Origin of the sequence: Oceanobacillus sp. FSL W7-1304, assembly GCF_037969805.1 — a bacterium.
Taxonomy (GTDB): Bacteria; Bacillota; Bacilli; order Bacillales; family Amphibacillaceae; genus Oceanobacillus; species Oceanobacillus profundus.
Genome location: NZ_CP150211.1, coordinates 2,985,180 through 3,004,302, shown reverse-complemented (window position 1 = coordinate 3,004,302; position 19,123 = coordinate 2,985,180). Strand labels below are relative to the sequence as shown.

Annotated in this window: 17 protein-coding genes; 7 read left to right on the top strand and 10 right to left on the bottom strand. The window is 39.3% G+C overall.

All coding sequences use genetic code 11. The features are described 5' to 3' along the window. Positions 1–105 precede the first annotated feature (105 nt). The 3 genes from NYE61_RS15105 (at position 106) to NYE61_RS15095 (ending at position 2,839) form a co-directional block, all read left to right on the top strand. Positions 106–1,506 (top strand): cytosine permease, encoded by a 1,401-nt coding sequence (locus NYE61_RS15105; protein ID WP_303446986.1) that lies wholly within the window; start codon positions 106–108, stop codon positions 1,504–1,506. A gap of 281 nt (positions 1,507–1,787) precedes the next feature. Further along, a complete protein-coding gene (locus tag NYE61_RS15100) occupies positions 1,788–2,330 on the top strand; it encodes a PadR family transcriptional regulator (RefSeq protein ID WP_303446987.1) in 543 nt (180 codons plus the stop codon). 14 nt (positions 2,331–2,344) lie between these two features. Then, positions 2,345–2,839, top strand: coding sequence for a DUF4188 domain-containing protein (locus NYE61_RS15095; protein ID WP_303446988.1), 495 nt, complete (start codon positions 2,345–2,347; stop codon positions 2,837–2,839). A 49-nt stretch (positions 2,840–2,888) separates the two neighbouring features. Here NYE61_RS15095 and dacB read toward each other — a convergent pair whose 3' ends face one another. Next, entirely contained in the window at positions 2,889–4,424 is a 1,536-nt protein-coding gene (gene dacB, locus NYE61_RS15090) for a D-alanyl-D-alanine carboxypeptidase/D-alanyl-D-alanine-endopeptidase (RefSeq protein ID WP_303446989.1), read from the bottom strand. 486 nt (positions 4,425–4,910) lie between these two features. On the opposite strand from dacB, the gene NYE61_RS15085 reads away from it, so the two are divergent. Next, entirely contained in the window at positions 4,911–5,567 is a 657-nt protein-coding gene (locus NYE61_RS15085; RefSeq protein ID WP_095310410.1) for a TerC family protein, read from the top strand. 77 nt (positions 5,568–5,644) lie between these two features. Here NYE61_RS15085 and hprK read toward each other — a convergent pair whose 3' ends face one another. The 6 genes from hprK to NYE61_RS15055 all read right to left on the bottom strand — a co-directional run bounded on the left by hprK (position 5,645) and on the right by NYE61_RS15055 (position 10,507). Beyond that, positions 5,645–6,568: an HPr(Ser) kinase/phosphatase gene (gene hprK / locus NYE61_RS15080; protein ID WP_095310407.1), complete on the bottom strand. Its 924-nt coding sequence runs from the start codon at positions 6,566–6,568 to the stop codon at positions 5,645–5,647. A gap of 185 nt (positions 6,569–6,753) precedes the next feature. Next, positions 6,754–7,068 carry an SMR family transporter gene (locus NYE61_RS15075; RefSeq protein WP_095310405.1) on the bottom strand — a complete coding sequence of 105 codons (315 nt, stop codon included), beginning with the start codon at positions 7,066–7,068 and terminating at the stop codon, positions 6,754–6,756. Next, entirely contained in the window at positions 7,068–7,415 is a 348-nt protein-coding gene (locus NYE61_RS15070) for an SMR family transporter (protein WP_118888343.1), read from the bottom strand. The genes NYE61_RS15075 and NYE61_RS15070 overlap by 1 nt, the downstream gene beginning before the upstream one ends. Before the next feature lie 72 nt (positions 7,416–7,487). Then, a complete protein-coding gene (locus NYE61_RS15065; RefSeq protein ID WP_095310401.1) occupies positions 7,488–8,066 on the bottom strand; it encodes a TetR family transcriptional regulator in 579 nt (192 codons plus the stop codon). Between the two features lie 591 nt (positions 8,067–8,657). Beyond that, on the bottom strand, positions 8,658–9,878 hold the full coding sequence (locus NYE61_RS15060; RefSeq protein ID WP_095310399.1) for a CNNM domain-containing protein: 1,221 nt from the start codon (positions 9,876–9,878) through the stop codon (positions 8,658–8,660). Between the two features lie 404 nt (positions 9,879–10,282). After that, positions 10,283–10,507, bottom strand: a complete 225-nt coding sequence (locus tag NYE61_RS15055; protein ID WP_303446992.1) for a dihydrofolate reductase family protein — start codon at positions 10,505–10,507, stop codon at positions 10,283–10,285. 278 nt (positions 10,508–10,785) lie between these two features. On the opposite strand from NYE61_RS15055, the gene NYE61_RS15050 reads away from it, so the two are divergent. Continuing rightward, positions 10,786–11,556 carry a hypothetical protein gene (locus tag NYE61_RS15050; RefSeq protein ID WP_303446993.1) on the top strand — a complete coding sequence of 257 codons (771 nt, stop codon included), beginning with the start codon at positions 10,786–10,788 and terminating at the stop codon, positions 11,554–11,556. A gap of 181 nt (positions 11,557–11,737) precedes the next feature. On the opposite strand, the gene NYE61_RS15045 is transcribed toward NYE61_RS15050, so the two are convergent. After that, positions 11,738–12,187: a hypothetical protein gene (locus tag NYE61_RS15045; RefSeq protein WP_303446994.1), complete on the bottom strand. Its 450-nt coding sequence runs from the start codon at positions 12,185–12,187 to the stop codon at positions 11,738–11,740. A 180-nt stretch (positions 12,188–12,367) separates the two neighbouring features. Further along, a complete protein-coding gene (locus NYE61_RS15040; protein ID WP_303446995.1) occupies positions 12,368–15,577 on the bottom strand; it encodes an SNF2 helicase associated domain-containing protein in 3,210 nt (1,069 codons plus the stop codon). A gap of 324 nt (positions 15,578–15,901) precedes the next feature. On the opposite strand from NYE61_RS15040, the gene ahpC reads away from it, so the two are divergent. Both ahpC and ahpF read left to right on the top strand, forming a co-directional pair. Further along, positions 15,902–16,471 carry an alkyl hydroperoxide reductase subunit C gene (gene ahpC / locus NYE61_RS15035; protein ID WP_095310391.1) on the top strand — a complete coding sequence of 190 codons (570 nt, stop codon included), beginning with the start codon at positions 15,902–15,904 and terminating at the stop codon, positions 16,469–16,471. 86 nt (positions 16,472–16,557) lie between these two features. Next, on the top strand, positions 16,558–18,087 hold the full coding sequence (gene ahpF, locus NYE61_RS15030; protein ID WP_303446997.1) for an alkyl hydroperoxide reductase subunit F: 1,530 nt from the start codon (positions 16,558–16,560) through the stop codon (positions 18,085–18,087). 214 nt (positions 18,088–18,301) lie between these two features. Here ahpF and NYE61_RS15025 read toward each other — a convergent pair whose 3' ends face one another. Next, positions 18,302–19,099, bottom strand: coding sequence for an HAD family hydrolase (locus NYE61_RS15025; RefSeq protein ID WP_339315915.1), 798 nt, complete (start codon positions 19,097–19,099; stop codon positions 18,302–18,304). Positions 19,100–19,123: the final 24 nt, after the last annotated feature.

Below are 19,123 nucleotides of genomic sequence, written 5' to 3'. Positions count from 1 at the left end.
ACTCAAAAAATGTTATAATTTTATTTAGGTGCTTTTTTGTAAATGGCCTTCATTCTACGAATACACATTGTGAATAAATTCACAAAAAGATAGGAGATGATATGTATGAGATCTGTTAACACTACAGATCACAAAGTCGAGGATAATAATAGTGATGACTACTCATTAGACCGGGTACCTCGTGAGAAAAGAAATATGGGATGGTTAAGTATTACGAATATTACATTTGGAATTGCAACCGCAATCTTCTACTTCCAAATGGGAAGTGTCATGGCACTGCAATTTGGTGCAGTTAACGCAATTATATCAGCAATTTACGCAATCATTGTCGCTGGAATTTTGGGAACGTTTATCGCTTATTTATCTGCTAAATCAGGAATGAACGTGAATTTATTATCCAGAGGTGGTGGGTTTGGCTATATTGGCGCCTCTTTGACCTCATTTATTTACGCCACTAATTTTATTATGTACTGCGCGCTAGAAGGCATGATTTTAGTCGCTGCAGTCCACGAATTTTTCCCTGCTGTCCCAGAGTGGGTATTAATCGTAGTCTTTGGTTCCATTGTTATCCCCTTAAACTGGTTTGGAATCAAGCAATTAGATAAGCTACAAAAATGGTCACTGCCAATCTTCTTTATTTTTCTTGCAGCAGCAATTGTAATGGCTACACGTACACCTTCCTTGTACGAAGGAACCTTCTGGTCTTATATGCCTGAGGGCGTTCAAGTTGGTGGAACAGCATTATTACTATGTATCGGTATGCAACACGGTATTATGGGACTAACCCCATTACTAGCGTCCGACTATGCACGTTTCTTAAAACCAAAAGATATGAAACTCGGAATATTTGCCATCGGATTTATCCCTCAGATTTTCTGTTTTGGAGTAATGGGCGGACTTGGAATCTGGTTTGGTGTTCGTCTAGGTGAACCTAACCCAGGTGTTTATATCGTATTGCTACTCGGAATTTGGGGTGCTTTATTCACGATTCTTACACAAGTACGAATTAACATTACGAACATATATAGTGGATCCTTGTCGCTTTCGAATTTCTTTGAAAACATTTTCAAATTTACGCCAGGTCGCCGTTTCTGGGTTGTTGTAACCGGGGTTGCTTCTATGGTATTAATGCTTGTAGGCATTGTGAATCACTTAGAAGTAGTAATGACCTTCCAAGGGGTATTCCTCTTAACTTGGGCTGCTATTTTAGTTACAGATGCCGTTGTTGTGAAGCGCATCTTGAAAATTGGACCAGGCTATTACGAGGCAAGACAAGAGAACTTGCATAAATGGAATCCAGTAGGTGTGTGGTCATTAGTCATTGCTAGTGGATTAGGAACAATTGCTGCCTTAGGATTCTTAGGTACATTCCTGCAAAGCACTGCTGCATTCTTTGCTGCAATTCTTGCCGCCATCCTTACTGTAGTAATTGCAATTGCTACAAAAGGGCGCTACTACATTAAACAAGAGAATACTAATGTCGATCGACAAGATTATATCGCGTAACTTATTAAACCCTTCATTGCATACGCAGTGAAGGGTTTTTTATGACTTTGTTGCCTATCACATTTTTCGTAGCAGTGTCCAAATAGTTCTTGTCGTACCATTGTCGAAGTCCAGCACTTTTGATATAAACTTCAGCATTTAAATCCAACCGGGCAGATAGCACACATTGTATGAGGGGCCCTTCTTCACAAGTTAATTTTCAGAAAATTAACTTGTGCTTTTCTTCCGTTTATTATATCATATATCTAAAAGATATATATCACTTAGATAGGATGAACCCATTGAAAAAATACAATCACACAACGTACACCATTCTTGGCATACTAACAACCGAGTGTAGATCCGGTTATTCCATCAAACAGTTCATTGATCGAAGCCTGCGTCATTTCTGGAAAATCAGTTATGGACAGATTTATCCGACATTAAAAATCATTGTCGAGGAGGGGTTAGCAACCGTTCAAACCACTACACAGGAGGGTAAACCCGATCGAAACGAATATTTCCTAACCGAGAAAGGGAAACATGTCTTAACCGCTTGGCTGGAAAAGCCAATCGAAGAGGTCCCCGTGGAACGAAATGAAGTCTTGCTGAAGTTATTTTTTGGACGCCATCAATTGAAGGAACATACATTACATCTGCTGGAAAATTACCAGAATCAATTAGAAGAACGTTATCTGCTTTATAAAAGTATTGAAGAAAACATTTCTACTACTGGTCAAGGACACCAGGATGCACAGTATTGGTTGTTCACCTTAGACTACGGAAAACGAATCACACGTGCTTCAATTGACTGGTGTGAATCTACTATTAACAAAATTTCATAGAGGGAGGTTTTATGATGGCTCAACATATTTACGAAGGTAGTTATACAACAGAAAATAGTGATACCATTGTTGTTTTCTTAATCGGTATGCGAATTAATAAGCGGCTCGCTGTAAAAAAGTGGCTTCCCGTATTTAATGCTATGCCAGGAATGATAAAGGAGCTCTATACAAACAAAGAGAAACTTGGTTTTTTATCAATGGAAAGCTACTTCGGTCTCCGAACGACAGTGATGATTCAATACTGGCGTTCAACTGAAGATTTACTTGCGTATGCAAAAGGAGAAAAACACCTGAAGGCATGGAGAAATTTCAACAAGAAGGTTAGAAACAACGAAGCGGTCGGGATTTATCATGAAACCTATGAAGTAAAAGTAGCGAATTATGAATCCATTTACCGAAACATGCCAGTCTATGGACTTGGCAAGGCCATGAAGCATATTCCGATTACCCCGGAACACCTTTCTGCCAAGCAACGGTTGAACAGAGATCTAAAAGCAACTAATGGATAAAAGTAGGAAGGCTGTTCCGCTCATGATGAGTGGAACAGCCTTTTATAAGTTATTCCTGAAATTCATGTCCAGCAAGCATTGTTGCAATCTCATTTTCGATCGCTTGTATATTTCCACTTGAACCTAAATAGTTGTTTATAAGGATGGAGAAAATCAGTTTCTCACCGTCCAGACTTGTGACATAACCAGATAAGGTAGAAACACCCGTTATTGAGCCAGTTTTTGCAGTAACGTTTCCTTTCGCAGGTTCTGTCGTCATTCGATTGCGCAATGTCCCGCCAACGAGCCTTTCCGTCACCCCAGCAACTGGAAGGGATTGCTGAAATGCCGGGAACCAGTCTTTATTCTGTGCCTCGAACAGAAGCTGTGTTAAATCATTGGATGGGATGAGATTTTTATGCGACATTCCGGAACCATCACGGAGTAGGATTGTATCTTGATTCACGCCAAGCTCCGTTACAACATCCTCTATCACCTCAAGTCCCTTATCCCAGCTGCCCTCACTATGAACAACTTTGCCCATTTCCTTCGTTAAAACTTCACCATGACCATTGTTACTTAATTTCATAAATGGAATGAGCAATTCAGAAAGCGGCATGGAATCCTTGGAGACGAGAACCTGTGCATGCTCAGGAGCCGATTCGAATGCTTCCTCAGATCTACCTACAAATTTGATTCCTTGTTCTTCTAACGCTTTTCGGAACACGGATAAAGCATACCCCGCCGGCTCCCATACCGATGCCCATGAACGTGATAACGTTCCACCTACAGGCATGTCCCCTTCCACAATAATTCGATTTGATCCATGTTCACGTTCAATCGAAATTTTCTTTGTTTCTCCTGCTGGAACCATCTTTGTCCGATTCACGATCTTTACATAATCTGTTTCTGGACTAACATTCACGAGTGCCTTCCCTTCCGCTTTCTTGGCAGGAGTAACTTCGACAATCACTGTACCCGCATCGTAATCTTCATTCGGGGAAAGTGTTAAAGCAGAGACTTGTGCGCCCGTGTAAAAAGGTTCATCCGACCAATTTAGGTCTTGTGAAAGCCGAACATCATCATACCACGTGTCATCAGCAATTAGTCTCCCCTTAATATTACGAATCCCCTGTGCTTTTAGATCCTTAGCAAATTGATCAAGATCAGCTTTTAATAGCGTCGGGTCTCCTTTCCCTTTCAAATACAGATTCCCAAGTAGAACTTCTCCCCGTTGCCTGCCATCGGTTAGCACTTCGGTCCGGAATCGATAATCTGCTCCAAGCGTTTCCAATGCCGCTGCTGCAGTAAGTAGCTTCATGTTGGATGCCGGATGGAGGCGGATATTTCCATTCTCGGCAAATAAGATTTCCCCAGTCGCAGCATGTCTCACCGTGACTCCCGTAATCCCCCCATCCAGACGTTCATTCGCTAGAATTACTTCCATCTTTTCTGCTATAGACATATCTTCTGAAAATGCCATTTCTGTTCGCTCATCGGATGCTTGTATAAACAGAGGCTCGTCCTGATTTACCAATGGAATAATAGCAACAATAGCAATCAAAAGGAAAAGCAATGATCTTTTTACAAAGGTTTTTGACTTCATCAATTCACCCACACCCTTTATTTTAGAATATTTTAATTATACAGTAAAAAGATCTATAGAATAGCTTTCTTTTACAAAAAGGCGACTTAATCCCTGGAAAAGTAATAAAACAGGTCTACAAGCCTAGTCCGCCTTATAACTAGTATCTCTTAGAATAGCATTATAAATAACAGTTCTTTAAGTGCTTTTTTTCTCATAAAGATAATGATGAGGTGGTGTGAGCATGCCGGTCGGAGAGTTTCTTTGGATTTTGATGAATTAGCTGCGGTGGGCGGCTTATTTTGAGCTTTGGTGCGTTAGCGGCGCGGGAGGATGGCTTATTTTAGATTTTGGTGCGTTAACGGTGCGGGAGGGTGTTTTATTTTGGACTTTGGTGCGTTAACGGCGTGGGATGGTGGCTTATTTTGGATTTTAGTGCGTTAGCGGCACGGGATGGCGTGCTATTTCTAAGCTTCTGGACAAGCCGACGCAGAGGGGGAATCATATTTGGAGCTACTGGAACCAATGTTAAAAATTTTGATCATTAATATTTTACTGAGCGGTGATAATGCGATCGTTATTGCGATGGCAAGCAGGAATCTGCCAGAGCATTTACAAAAAAGAGCTATTAGATGGGGGACATTCGGTGCAATTGCATTACGTATATTATTTGTCTTTCTAATGATCAACCTACTGCAATTACCCTTTATTCAGTTAATTGGCGGCATTATGCTTTTAATCGTGGCCTACAAATTATTAGTAGACAAGCATGAAAACGATAATGTAAAAAGTGGTGAATCATTAAGAGAGGCTGTAACAATCATAATCTTTGCAGACGTTATTATGAGCTTGGATAATGTACTAGCTGTTGCTGCGGTTGCCGATAGTGACTTAATCCTTGTTATAGCAGGTATTATCCTCAGTATCCCGATAATTCTAACCGCAAGTGAATTTATCCTAAAGCTGATACAAAAATATCCGGTTATCATTTATCTGGGTGCCGCACTCTTAGCCTGGACAGCAGGCGAAATGATGTTAAAGGAAGAACGTGTTATCCATTTCTTTGAACTGCATGGTCTGTCAGAACTTCTCCTCTTAATCGCGATTACGATACTCACACTGATAATCGGTGGACTTAGGCGAAAACAGAATTTAATCACGTAGATAAAAAACACAGGAACCAATCCATGGATCCTGTGTTTTTGCACTGCTCAAAGCTTTCAACAATTATATAATGTTCTTTAACGATTATTCCCATTATCGTTTTCAATCCGGTTCATAAAATCCTCTGCAGCACTGTAGCCTTGCTGCTTTAAATACCAATTATTTGCCGCTGCTTCGATTAATCCAGCGACATCACGTCCTGGCTGCAGCTGAATTTGAATATGCGGAATTGGCACACCCATATAATCGGTAAATCTTGTTTCCAATTCGAGCTCATTATTTAGCGCATTTTCTTTCCATCTCGTTAATTCGATATCTAAAGCAATCCTTGTTTCTTCTTGAAAAGATTTTCTTCCGTACACACGAACAACATTTAATAAGCCTACACTTCTTAACGCCAGGAATTCTTTGTTATTCTCATCATGCGTACCCAGGATTGTCTTATGGCTTAGCTTTTTCAAAACAACAATATCATCTGCAACCAGGCGATGACCTCTACCAATAAGTGTATGTGCTGTTTCGCTTTTTCCAACACCAGATTCCCCGCGGAGTAAAATTCCAATCCCAAATACATTTAGGCAAACACCATGCAAGGCCATTTCTGGAGCCAAGGACTTGGTCAAGTATGCATCCATTTTGGCAATGAAATCTGTCGTAGATTCCTTTGTCCGCAATAATGGAATCTTTTCTTTCGTGCAATACTGTTTTAAATAAGTAAGCCCACCCTGTCCAGCGGTAACAATAAAACATGGAGGATGGTAGTTAACCACATTCCCGATCCGCAATTGCCGCTCTGAATCACTTAGCTGGTGTAAATATGTAATCTCCTTCTGGCCGAGGATTTGAACACGTTCCATTGGAAAAAAATCGAAATAACCGATAAATTCCAGACCTGGACGGTGGGTCCGTAACCTTGTAATAGACCGATTCAATTCATTTTCTCCAGCCAGTACCTCCAATGAAAACTCACGCACTAATTGCTCAACCATAATTGATTTCATTCGCTTACACCTCCATCTTCAAAAGTATTCTTTCTTAATTATACTGTAAAATGGAAATAGCTGCGAAAGAATATACTTCATTAAATGTGTATTTATGAAATTGATTTGATGGAGCAGCTTTTGAAGCAGGTGATGGCCCCCCTTAATGAATAAAGAGAGGCACATAGCTAGTAGTTTCATTCCGATTATGACAAAGCTTTTAAGCCGGTAACACCAATTACAATAGCAAGTAAGCTTATAATTCGTGGTATGCTTTTCGACTCTCCAAAAAACAGCATATTTAATAAAACAGCTCCAGCAGTTCCAATTCCTATAAAAACAGAGTAGGCAACACTCACAAGTAAATACTCAAAAGATGCATATAACAGGATAAAGCTCATTCCTAATCCACCTAAATAAATAAAGCCATTTCGGAACCGCTTCTTTTCACTATATAATCGCAAGCCCAACACACCAATCATCTCAAATACAGATGCTCCAGCTATCAATAACCAGCCCATTAGTTAACTTCCCCTTTCTCTTCTGTAGTTGACGGGTTATCAAACAATTTCAATCCAATAACACCCACAACAAGTAATGCCATAAAAGCAATTTTTCCGATGCTGAGACTTCCACCAAATAAATAAACATCCATCAGCGCAGTTCCTACTGTTCCAGCAGCAGCGAAAATCGCATATACAGTTCCGGTTGGAAGTCCTTCACACGCTTTGGATAAGAAGTGCAAATCTAATAAAATAGCTGAGATTATAAGCATCCAATGCCACCATTCTGAAGCTGTATTAAAGCCATAAATCCAAATTAATTCAAACAAGCTTGTTAGCACGACATAAATCCATGCTTTATTCATCGTAAAACCCCCAACATATAATGAATGACTGTCAGTCATTATCAGCCTTAAAGACCTCTGAATTTGAGGTCTTCATTGTTTTTTGTACAGTGCATGCTTCATAAATTCTAATACTTCTCGTTTCTTCTTAACAGCTTCTTCTTTACTTAGCTGATCATATAAATAAACTTGCTCTGCTGCAGATTCAATTAAACCAATTACTAGCTTTACACTTGGCTCAATAGATAAATCCTCTCGCAGGAATTTTTTTGCCTTTGCCTGTTTAAAAAAAGCACCCATCCACTCGTAGTATGGTTGATAAATCTTTTCCCACTGCTGTAAATACTCACTAGAAGCGAGACCCGCATATACCATGGCGAATATGGAACGATAGGACTTCGTAATATCAAAAACAACATCAACAACCTGTTCAAGCTGTTTATCAAATGGATGTGTTTCATTTACACGCTCCTTCATTTCCTCCATCATTTTTTCTACCATAACTTCCGCTATTGCAGGCATAACCGAAAGCTTTGAGGAAAAGTATAAATAATACGTCCCTTGCGCAATTCCCGCACCTTTTACAATATCGGATACTTTTGTTTTCTCAATCCCCTTTTCCTGAAAGACATCAATTGCAGCATGTATAATCTTTTCTTTTTTATTATCCACGTAAAAACCTCCTTACATGAAATACTACAAAACACAAACTGACTGACTATCAGTCATTTTATCTCATATACATATATTTGTCAAAGCTGCAGAAATTAAAGGCTTTCCACAGTTCAATTTCAATTCATACTGTTGTTTGATTTACTGCATTTAGAATAGCTGTTTAAGATGGTAAAGTTAGGAACTAAAGCGCAAGTGCCCGGTTAGTGACGTGCAGACTGCGCCCCGAACTGTGGGGGGAGGCGACTTGTCGGACATTCCTACGAAAGACATAAAGGAAACGCGCCCCTTCAAGGGCGACGTTAGGCTTTAGCTAAGGTTTAGTCGGCTATCCTTTACCTATAGCCGATACCCGATTTCACCTGCGACTAAGCCTCATGAAAATTCTTGACGCACCCCTTTAAAATACACATTTAGCTGTTCGGGACAGTCTTGCATTGCTATTGGAATTTCATCCTGTATCACGCTCTTTATTCTATCTCGTTCGACAAACAAGATAGAATAACCCCCTTCATCTGACCTACCTAATCTAACTGATAGCATCCCATCACCCCACCAACAAACTTACATAAAGCTACCTATACAAATTCATTATTTAATAATTTGAACATACTTAATCGCTCTGTTTTCAATTTCCAAAATTTTAAACGTAAGATTTTCTCTTTCAATTACGTCGCCTTCAATCGGAAAATCGTTGAATTCCTTCAGTAAATAGCCGGCAAGTACATCTTCTTCCTCCGGTATGTCTGTTTCAAAAATGACATTTAATCGATACAATGGAATTTTACCATCACAGATAATTTCTGTTTCCGTTAATTTTTCTACAAGTGCATTGTTTTCCAAATCCATTTCATCTTCAATTTCCAAACCGATCATTGCTTCAATAATATCCTCGTGTGTTAAAATCCCTTCGGTACCACCGTATTCATCCAGCACAATTGCGATATGCTTTTTTTCTTTTGTCATTTTGCGAAAAACCCACTCAATCGAGTGGAATTCATAAACAACCAGTGGCTCTAAATCACTATAATGCTGCAAGGACATCTCAGGTTCTGTCGACCATGATAACAGGTATTTCGAATGAAAAACACCAACTATCGTATCAATATCCCCTTCATAAACAGGATACCTTGTATAGGGGTTCTCGATTGCAACATCTCTTACCTCGTCATAGGTTGCCGTATTCGGTAATGCCACAATTTCCATTCTTGGTGTACTCAGTACATCTTTTACATTTAAATTATAAAAATCAAGAACCCCTTTTATTCGGTGGGATTCGTCCCGCTGAAACATTCCCTCAGAGTCGGCAATATCAACCATTGCTCGTAATTCCTCTTTTGAGAAGGAGGCATCATTGACTTCTCCTTTTGATAGTACCCTCGTAATAAATCCTGTCATTGCATTAAGTACAATTGTTACTGGCTTTAAGACGAATATAACAACCTGAATGATTGGAAACACCATGCTGGAGATACGATCTGGAAAGGCTGCAGCAATGGACTTTGGAAGCACCTCTGAAAATATAATAATGGTAACCGTCAATATTGCTGTAGCAATTGCCACATCGAAGCCATATTGAATAGCAAGCGTCGTTACCAGCGTTGGCAAAACGATATTCGCAATATTATTTCCAATTAAAATCGATGTAATAAACTCACTCGGCTTAGAAACCAAATGTAAAAGCTTCTCTGCCTTTGTATCCCCGTTTGCAGCCCTTGTTTGCAGCTTCATTTTATTGGTTGCTGTAAGCGCTGTTTCACTTCCCGAAAAGAAAAATGAGACAAATAATAAAAAGATGATCGCAATGATCACTAGTTAATTCCTCCTTGTATCAGTCGAATGCCATTTTGCATAAGCCTTTAATAAATAATAGGTAATTTTATCGTATCCGATTTACAACAAAATATAAAGGATAATGATGTTGGGCTGGATTACTTCCTCTTGTTTAGGAAAACTATTTGAACAGGTATGTATTATAACCTTTAAAATTATTTCTCAAATCTATCGTAAAATTAAAAAACGATAAAAAAGAGCTGATCACTTAACGAAACCACCAAATTCGTTTCATACATCCCCTCCACTCTCTTTTGCTGATAATTCCCATCTGATTCATGTGATTCTATCCCCAATCACAAAACGGAAGACACGCTAGTATAAGAGATTATACTTCAGATGGATACATCAAAACCTTCAATCACTTGCTTGATCCTCAAGTATTATTTGCTCTGTTCCAATCCGATCAAATAAACGAATGCTCTGCCAAGTAAAACAGGAGCTACATGAAGGTGCAGTTCATCAAGTAGCTTCGCTTTCATACCATGTTGCGCAATATTAGCGGTTCCAACACTAACATTTTTCCCTATTGCAGCTTTTTTGGCTTGCTGTACAGCTGCGATAAAACCATCTAATGACATCGAAATATCAAGATTTACTTTTCTCATCAAATAAGCACCTTTACTCATAATTCAGTCTTTCTTAAATGCTTTTTGTAATTATCCACTTCCTTCGCTCGAAACTTCAATTATATATGCTGTTACTGCTTGAATTTTGTTTCTATTGAACGATTTGTAGCCACTCTTCTCATGGGCTCAAACAATACGTGAAACAATTTTCTCATAATTTTTAAAAATAATTGTTGTAATTCCCTACTTTATATATACAATTAAATTATAGCATGACAAAATCTTCCAACGGAATTATAAAAAGAGGGAAAATACCGGTGAATCAGAAATTATTAAAACCTTTTGTTATTCTTATTTGTCTTTGCGTAGCAATACCTCCTTTCAGCTTAGCAAGTGCTGAGTCTCGAAATGAAGAACTTAATGAAGACGAGGAAATCGCAATTGACGACGAATTATCTGAAGATGAAGAAATCGAACTAGATGAAGGGCTGTATGATGGTGACGAAGTAGTTCTTGACGAATTTATTGACCCAATTGTATTGTATTACGAGGATTTTGAAAGTGAAGAAGAATTAGATGCAAAAGTAACGGAACTTCTTAATGATGAGTCAGTATCAGGAGTTCAGGTTATATCTAAAGCAGAAGACAGTATGATAGGCCCACGAGCTGTTCGATTACCAGGAAAATGGTATACACACGGTGCAGGAAGAATAAAATACTATAAATTGAGTGATTCATATGGGCCTATAATCAATAGCGTTGCTAGTGATCCAGGAGTAACGATGAAACTTAGTTATAATAAGAAGCATTCGGCTACTTATTCTGGTGACTTCGGCTTAAATTCAACGATTGTTTCTTTGACCGTTGGCTTTAACGTTACATCTTCTTATTCTGTTTCTTACTCTGGGTCTTATAAAGTACCTACTAATGCTAACAATAGAACAGTAAAAAGAGCTACAGTTAGTTCGAAATTGATATATCAAAGACGTTCCTATACCGTTGTAAGTCCAAAGTATCCAAAAGGAAAAACGGGAACAGCTAAAAAGCCTATCGGCATCTATTACCAAAAGAAATTAACTTATAAATAATAATTTAAAGACTGCCTGTATGGCAGTTTTTATTTTGGATAAAAATAAAGGTGTTCTCTCCCCTACTCTATTTTATTTTCTAATTGTCCGCAATATTACTTAGGATATTTACAATTAAGAGTTATTTGTCTAATTTAGAGTCTATTGATTTTTGAATTTCGGATTTTTGTTCTTCTGATAATCATCGAAATGATTTGATTAGTTCTGATTCTTGATTGTCTTTAGGCATATAACTACCTTCACTAATTAAACTTGATTCTACTAAAAGCATTCCAAGTCCATAAATTGCTATCGTTACTACGATTGAAGTAAATCCTATTGCCCCTACCCTTTCAACCTCACTGTATATTTCTCTTTTCCCAAGTAAAATTATTATTGTTGCAAATAAAGAAAATAATTTTGAACTGTCTGCCATAAATATTACATGCTTACTTAGTTTTTTATTTTTATGTTGAGTATAATTGTACAGTCTAATTAGTGTTTCGTATATTGTAATGCAAATCGATCCACATTGATTATTATTGCTTAAATAGACTTGAATTAGTGATGATATTGCCAGCTTTTGATTATTTATACTAAAATGGATAGTAAGGATAAAACCTTTAATATCAAGGGTTTTAGCTACTTTCACTCTATTTGTTTCCTATCAAATCTTCTCAAAAGGAACATATGGTATCCACTTGACCGGACAAGGCGACAAAGTTCAGTCACCATATCCTACCCAATTATCTTGAAAAACCAATTACTTTTAAGACAAAATTACTTGTCTTTATTAAATAGTACTTAAGCAAAGCACTGAACACATCCAAACTCACAACATCAAAATCTCCCGAATATCTTCCTCTGTAAGAGATGTCACAGACTTATTTTGTGGATCAATCATTTCTTCAATGAGACTCCTTTTTTGCTCCTGCAGCTCATTCATTTTTTCCTCAACCGTACCTTTTGCGACGAGCTTGATAACCTGCACCTCATGCTCCTGTCCAATCCGATGTGCACGGTCTGCAGCTTGCTCTTCCACAGCTGGATTCCACCATAAATCGTAGAGGATAACGGTATCTGCACCTGTTAGATTAAGCCCTGTCCCACCTGCTTTTAAGGAAATCAGGAATAGATTACGTTCTCCTTGGTTAAATCGATTCACACGTTCTATTCTTTCTACAGATGGTGTCTGACCATCAAGGTAAAAGTAGTCTACACCCTGTTTCGTAAGCTCTCGTCCGATAAGCGCAAGCATTTTCGTAAACTGGGAAAAAATAAGTACCCTTCTACCTGCAAGCCTGGACTCCTCTAACAACTGTTTTAGCTTTTCAAATTTAGCTGATTTCCCTTCATAACCTTCAACAAATAAATCGGGGTGGCAGCAAATCTGGCGCAGTCGCGTTAAGCCCGCTAAAATACGAATCCGGTTCTTTCGTATCGTGTCTTTATCCAAATGCTTCAATGTTTCGTGACGCAGTTTTGCTAGATAAGCACCATATAGCTTCTTCTGCTCCGGCAACAATTCTACTGTTTCGATCCATTCCACTTTCTCCGGCAGCTCTGTGAGCACATCCTCTTTTACCCGACGGAGGAGAAACGGACGTATTCGGCGGGCAATTTGTTTTCGATTCAGGTTACTGTATTCCTTTAGACTACGGAATAATTCTGGAAAAACAACATGGAAAATTGACCACAGTTCTTCTAATGCATTTTCGATTGGTGTACCAGTTAGTGCAAAACGATAATCCGCCTGCAGCTTCTTCACCGCTCTAGCAGTTTGGGTCATCGGGTTCTTAAATGCTTGAGCCTCATCGAAAAACACCGTATGAAAGGTTTGACTCTTAAACCACTGGACCTCACTCCGTAATAGCGGGTAAGAAGCAATGACAACATCACTATCCATCACCCATTTTTTTATTTTCTGACGTTCTTCCTTCGCTCCATCAAGAATTGTCGCTTGGATGTTTGGCGTAAATTTTTCTATTTCATTCAGCCAGTTATACGTTAACGATGCAGGACACACAATTAAAACAGGGACATTCTTCTTCCGAATAACAGCAAGCTCTGACTGAATAAACGTAATGCTTTGCAATGTTTTCCCAAGTCCCATATCATCTGCAAGAATCCCGCCAAATCCGAAGCTTGCCAATGTCTTCATCCATTGAAAACCGATTCGTTGATAATCTCGTAGCACATGCTGCACATTTTCCGGTACCGGAAATTTATCTAAAACCGGATTTTCAATCTGCTGTAAAAATGTTCGGAATGACGCTTCAAGTGAAAACACAGTATCTGCTGTAGTATCAAGCAAGCGAAGTCCTTGAATAACCGGAACTTGAATACCTTTTTCCAAATCTTCCTCTTCTTGCATTGGTACAGCATGTAAGAAACGCTGAATCTCTTTAAACTCTCTCGTTTCAAGCGATAAAAGCGCCCCATCTCGCAAGCGATAATATTTTCGCTTTTCTTCCAAAGCAACTAAAATCTCCCTAATATCCTTCTCAGGAAATCCTTCCATCTCAAACTTAAATTCCAGCCAGTTGACCCGGTCCTTTTTAGCCTTCACTTTTATCCTTGGGGGAACCGGTGCCTTCATCACTCGAAGTCGAATAGCCGTTGTGGCGTACACGTTTACAAGCTTTTGCAGCTTTGGAAGAATATAATGTAAAAATTCATATTCTAGCTCTTCGTTATGGAGGAAGTAACCACCGTCTGTCGTAGCAAACTGACCTGCTTCCATCAGCTCCAAAATCTCATTTTCCTTTTCTACATCCCGAACAACAAACGAGCTGTCACGGAGTCCATCTTTATCTAATGGATTGAGCACATTATTTTCATACTGGAACTCGAGACTAGCAAGCAAACGATTTTTCAATCTGTCTAAATATAACTTTGCCGTTAATGGTGTTTTTACTAAGTGATTGCTAATATCTCCAGACAAATGGACCGTTCCGATTTTCTTCAATCCTGGTGCTACCTTTTCGACAATAAAACCTGCTTGATGCTCTGGGATAGGGATTTGATTTGTTCCAGCTGTATCCAGCATACGCTTTAAGTTTGTGAGTGATTGATAAGCATCTCTTCCTAACGGTGTCAATTTGCCAGATACAAATACATTCCGATAGGCATGGAGCAATGTTAAACGTTCCATTCCTTTCACGGTTAATGTATAGTCTTGCTGGTCTGCTGGTGCAAAATCAAACTGCAATGGCAGCATAGCTTTTGAAAGATGGATTCCCTTAAAGCTTTTTCCTTGAACCATAATCGTCACATCTGATATATCTTGCAGCAACGTTACTAACCGTTCCCATGCAGAAGGCGGAAGAGGTAAGACATCCTTACCAATCGGCTTATTCTCATAATTCCAGGTTGTATCTGACTCTTCCTTTTCATCACGAATCACTTGGTAAAGCTCCTGCAAAACGGCGTCCATGTCAGGCATAAAGCAATGCATTTCCGGGTCAAACGTGAACATTTGCGATAGAGTAAACTGCTGTCCTTTTCTTATCCGCTGCAAAAAAGCTCGAATATCACGTACCGTTGATGAGCCAACCCGAACTTCCATACCAAACAGCTGCTGATCTTCATTCAAGTTGATAAGCTTGCACGTGAAATGGAGCGGCAGGACTTCCCGATTTTCAAAATGCCGTTGGTGTGCGCTTGAACGGATGGAATGGTTATCAAAAATTTTCACAAGGTCATCTGCCAGCGCTTGATTTTCTCGACTTTCGAATGCCTTTCCTGGCGCAGTTCCTTTTCGCTGTTCATGTTGAATAGCAAGCAAAACAGCTGCAACATGCTGACAATCCTTCGTATACGATGCTAAAGACGGACAGCTGCATGTGGCTTTCAATGTTTGATGATCCGCTTGTTCAACCGTCACATAAAAATCTTCTGCCCCCGTAACAATTGCTTCGCACCTCTCATGCGTATAGGTTTTCAACGTAACTTTATTCGATCGATAAAAAGAGTCTCCCTTTTTATAGGAGACCATTCCGCACATATCTTCAATTATTTGGTTGGTTACTTTCTTATTCACCCGTCTCGCCCGTTTCTATTCATTGTTATTTTGATTGTAACACAAGTACACAGTAGGAATGTAATAAAGTAATAAAAATGAAGTTATTACAACAGCTCTTTTTATAGCAAACTCACATAATGATCTATGCTATAATTACAGTACTTCTTTGCATTTGTGAATAATTTCGCAAATAACTTGGATAACGATTGACAAAGTGTTTTTTCTATACAATAATAAGTGCTGCATAAGAATTATTATAGTTATCCGACAACACCAATATTTGTCGTTATAAAATGGAGCTATGTGATTCTAAGTATTTTTAAAAACAGGAGGAACATATACATGTCTCTAATCGGAAAAGAAATACAGCCATTTAAAGCATCAGCATACAATAGCGGTAACGGAGAATTTATCGAAATTACCGATGAAAATATGAAAGGCGGGTGGAGTGTTGTTTGCTTCTATCCAGCGGACTTTACTTTCGTTTGCCCAACAGAGCTTGAAGACCTGCAAAACCACTACGCAGAATTGAAAAAATTAGGTGTTGAAGTATATTCTGTATCAACTGACACACATTTCACACATAAAGCATGGCACGATCATTCAGATGCAATCAGCAAACTTGAATACATTATGATCGGTGACCCTTCACAAAAAATCTCCCGCGGCTTTGATGTACTAGATGAAGAAGCAGGTCTTGCACAACGTGGTACATTCATCATTGATCCAGATGGTGTTGTACAAGCAGCAGAAATTAACGCTGACGGTATCGGCCGTGACGCCAGCACACTTGTTGGAAAAATTAAAGCAGCACAATACGTACGTAACAATCCTGGTGAAGTTTGCCCAGCTAAATGGGAAGAGGGTTCTGAAACACTTAAACCAAGCCTTGATCTTGTAGGAAAAATATAATAGGTAGTTTAAAAATCTGGTGAAAAGGACAGTCTTTCGGTCCTTTTCATCCTCTTTTTGAACATTTAATATAAGGAGTAGAGTCAATGTTACTAGATGCGGATATTAAAGCACAATTAGCGCAGTACCTTCAAATGATGGAGGGCGACGTACTTCTCAAAGTTAGCACTGGATCGGATGATATCTCCCGTGACATGCTGACGTTGGTAGAAGAGTTAGCTGCAATGTCATCGAAAATTAAAATTGAACACACCTTGTTAGAAAGAACACCGAGCTTTAGTGTCAACCGTATTGGTGAAGATACCGGTATCACGTTTGCTGGTATCCCGCTCGGACATGAGTTCACTTCCTTAGTGCTCGCACTACTTCAAGTAAGTGGAAGAGCTCCAAAAATTGATGAAAAAGCGATCGAACAAATCAAAAATATAAATAATGATTATCACTTTGAATCTTACATTAGCCTGACCTGTCAAAATTGTCCAGAAGTTGTCCAAGCATTGAACGTGATGAGTGTATTAAACCCACGCATCTCCCATACAATGATTGATGGTGCAGCTAATAAAGAAGAAGTTGAAGCGAAAAACATCATGGCAGTACCTACTGTGTACTTAAACGGGGAAGAATTTGGCGGTGGCCGGATGACTGTGGAAGAAATCCTTGCTAAGCTAGGAAGCGGTCCAGACGCATCAGAATTCGCTGATAAAGACCCATATGATGTACTTGTTGTCGGTGGTGGACCAGGTGGAGCAAGTGCAGCAATTTATGCAGCACGTAAAGGTATCCGAACGGGTATTGTTGCAGAGCGCTTCGGTGGCCAGATTTTGGACACAGCAAGCATCGAAAACTTCATCAGTGTAAACCGTACTGAAGGGCCTAGACTCGCTGCAAACCTGGAAGAGCATGTTAAAGATTACAATATCGATGTCATGAACTTACAGCGTGCAGCACGTTTAGAAAAGAAAGACATGATTGAAATCGAGCTGGCAAACGGCGCTGTTCTGAAGAGTAAATCCGTTATCCTTGCAACAGGAGCTCGCTGGCGTAATATTGGCGTTCCTGGCGAAGCTGAATTCAAGAATAAAGGGGTAGCATACTGCCCGCACTGTGATGGTCCACTATTTGAAGGAAAAGATGTAGCTGTTATCGGTGGCGGTAACTCCGGTGTGGAAGCAGCCATTGACCTTGCTGGAATCGTGAATCACGTGACAGTGCTTGAATATGCATCAGAACTAAAAGCTGATTCAGTGCTTCAAGATCGCCTCCATAGCCTGCCAAATGTCACGGTGGTTAAAAATGCGCAAACAAAAGAAATTACTGGAACAGACAACGTAAACGGTATTACATATGTTGAACGTGAGACAGGTGAAGAAAGGCATATTGAACTATCCGGTGTATTCGTTCAAATCGGGCTTGTACCTAACACAGACTGGTTGGGCGACGCCGTTGAACGTAATAAATTTGGTGAAATCGTAATTGATGCTCGCGGCGCTACAAACGTCCCAGGCGTATTTGCTGCTGGTGATTGTACAACAGAACCATTTAAGCAAATTATTATTTCCATGGGATCAGCTGCAACAGCATCGTTAAGTGCTTTTGATTATCTTGTTAGAAATTAATTTGGATTTGTGTTTGTATGCTGGAACGCACGCATCCTAACCAAATAACTACCTAATAAAAGTCACTTTGCTACTTGATAGCAAAGTGACTTTTTCTTATAAGATCACTCAAAACTTACATCAGGTCAACACCATATTTCATTTGATCATTAAGAAACGTTCCACCCATATCTACAGCTATTAGCTTGATCGCCATATCCGTTAACGCACTCCCTTATTGTAAAGCTAACAGTTGAATGATTGTTTTCATGACAGCGTCTTCTTCATTCGAGCGAGTTATAAAATTAGAACCGTCTTTTAATTCCTGGACTGCGTTTCGAACAGCAAAACTAAACGTTGCGCGTTTCATAAGCTCTAAATCATTGTAACCATCGCCGAAAGCCATTGTTTCATCTGGAGCTACACCAAGTATTTGCTTTAAATGCTCTACGGTAGTCCCTTTATGAACATTAGCATTCGCAATATCGATCCAGGCTGCTTCAGAAGCAACAATATATGCCGATTCAAAAAACGGAGAAAGTTTCTCCCTCGTCTCAAAACAATTCAGCGCTGGATCATGAATCGTTATTTTAACAAAGTCATCCTTTATTTCAGTAAAATCAGCAACCTGCCTAACCTGAGCATACGAACCTCTGACAATTGCAGCTTCTTCCAGTGGGATGTTCTGCTTGACTACTGCACCGTCTCTTGTACATGCAATAACTGTATGTTCTAGGCTTATTTCCTCAAGCAAGCGAATAATTTCCAGACCCAATTTATTGCTTAGCAGTGATTCATAGACAAATTCTCCGTTATGCTTGATTCGAGTTGCACTATCCCCTAGAATCCATAAATCCTTTGCATCATCACCAAATAATTCTTCTACACGTTCACATTGTTTACCAGTAACGGGAGCGAAAACAACACCTTTTTCTTGCATCATTTTTCTTACATCCTGATATAGCTCCCTGTTAAAATCGCCGCTATTATTCAAGAACGTCCCATCCATATCTGTTAATACTAATTTAATCATATGACTTCCCTCCTTGACTATTAA

Excerpts from the sequence above, each read along its gene's own strand:
- dacB (WP_303446989.1), bottom strand. The coding sequence starts at position 4,424 with ATGAAGTCAAAAACCTTTGTAAAAAGATCATTGCTTTTCCTTTTGATT.
- ahpF (WP_303446997.1), top strand. The coding sequence starts at position 16,558 with ATGTTACTAGATGCGGATATTAAAGCACAATTAGCGCAGTACCTTCAA.
- ahpC (WP_095310391.1), top strand. The coding sequence starts at position 15,902 with ATGTCTCTAATCGGAAAAGAAATACAGCCATTTAAAGCATCAGCATAC.
- NYE61_RS15095 (WP_303446988.1), top strand. The coding sequence starts at position 2,345 with ATGGCTCAACATATTTACGAAGGTAGTTATACAACAGAAAATAGTGAT.
- NYE61_RS15105 (WP_303446986.1), top strand. The coding sequence starts at position 106 with ATGAGATCTGTTAACACTACAGATCACAAAGTCGAGGATAATAATAGT.
- NYE61_RS15070 (WP_118888343.1), bottom strand. The coding sequence starts at position 7,415 with ATGAATAAAGCATGGATTTATGTCGTGCTAACAAGCTTGTTTGAATTA.
- hprK (WP_095310407.1), bottom strand. The coding sequence starts at position 6,568 with ATGAAATCAATTATGGTTGAGCAATTAGTGCGTGAGTTTTCATTGGAG.
- NYE61_RS15025 (WP_339315915.1), bottom strand. The coding sequence starts at position 19,099 with ATGATTAAATTAGTATTAACAGATATGGATGGGACGTTCTTGAATAAT.
- NYE61_RS15055 (WP_303446992.1), bottom strand. The coding sequence starts at position 10,507 with ATGAGAAAAGTAAATCTTGATATTTCGATGTCATTAGATGGTTTTATC.
- NYE61_RS15075 (WP_095310405.1), bottom strand. The coding sequence starts at position 7,068 with ATGGGCTGGTTATTGATAGCTGGAGCATCTGTATTTGAGATGATTGGT.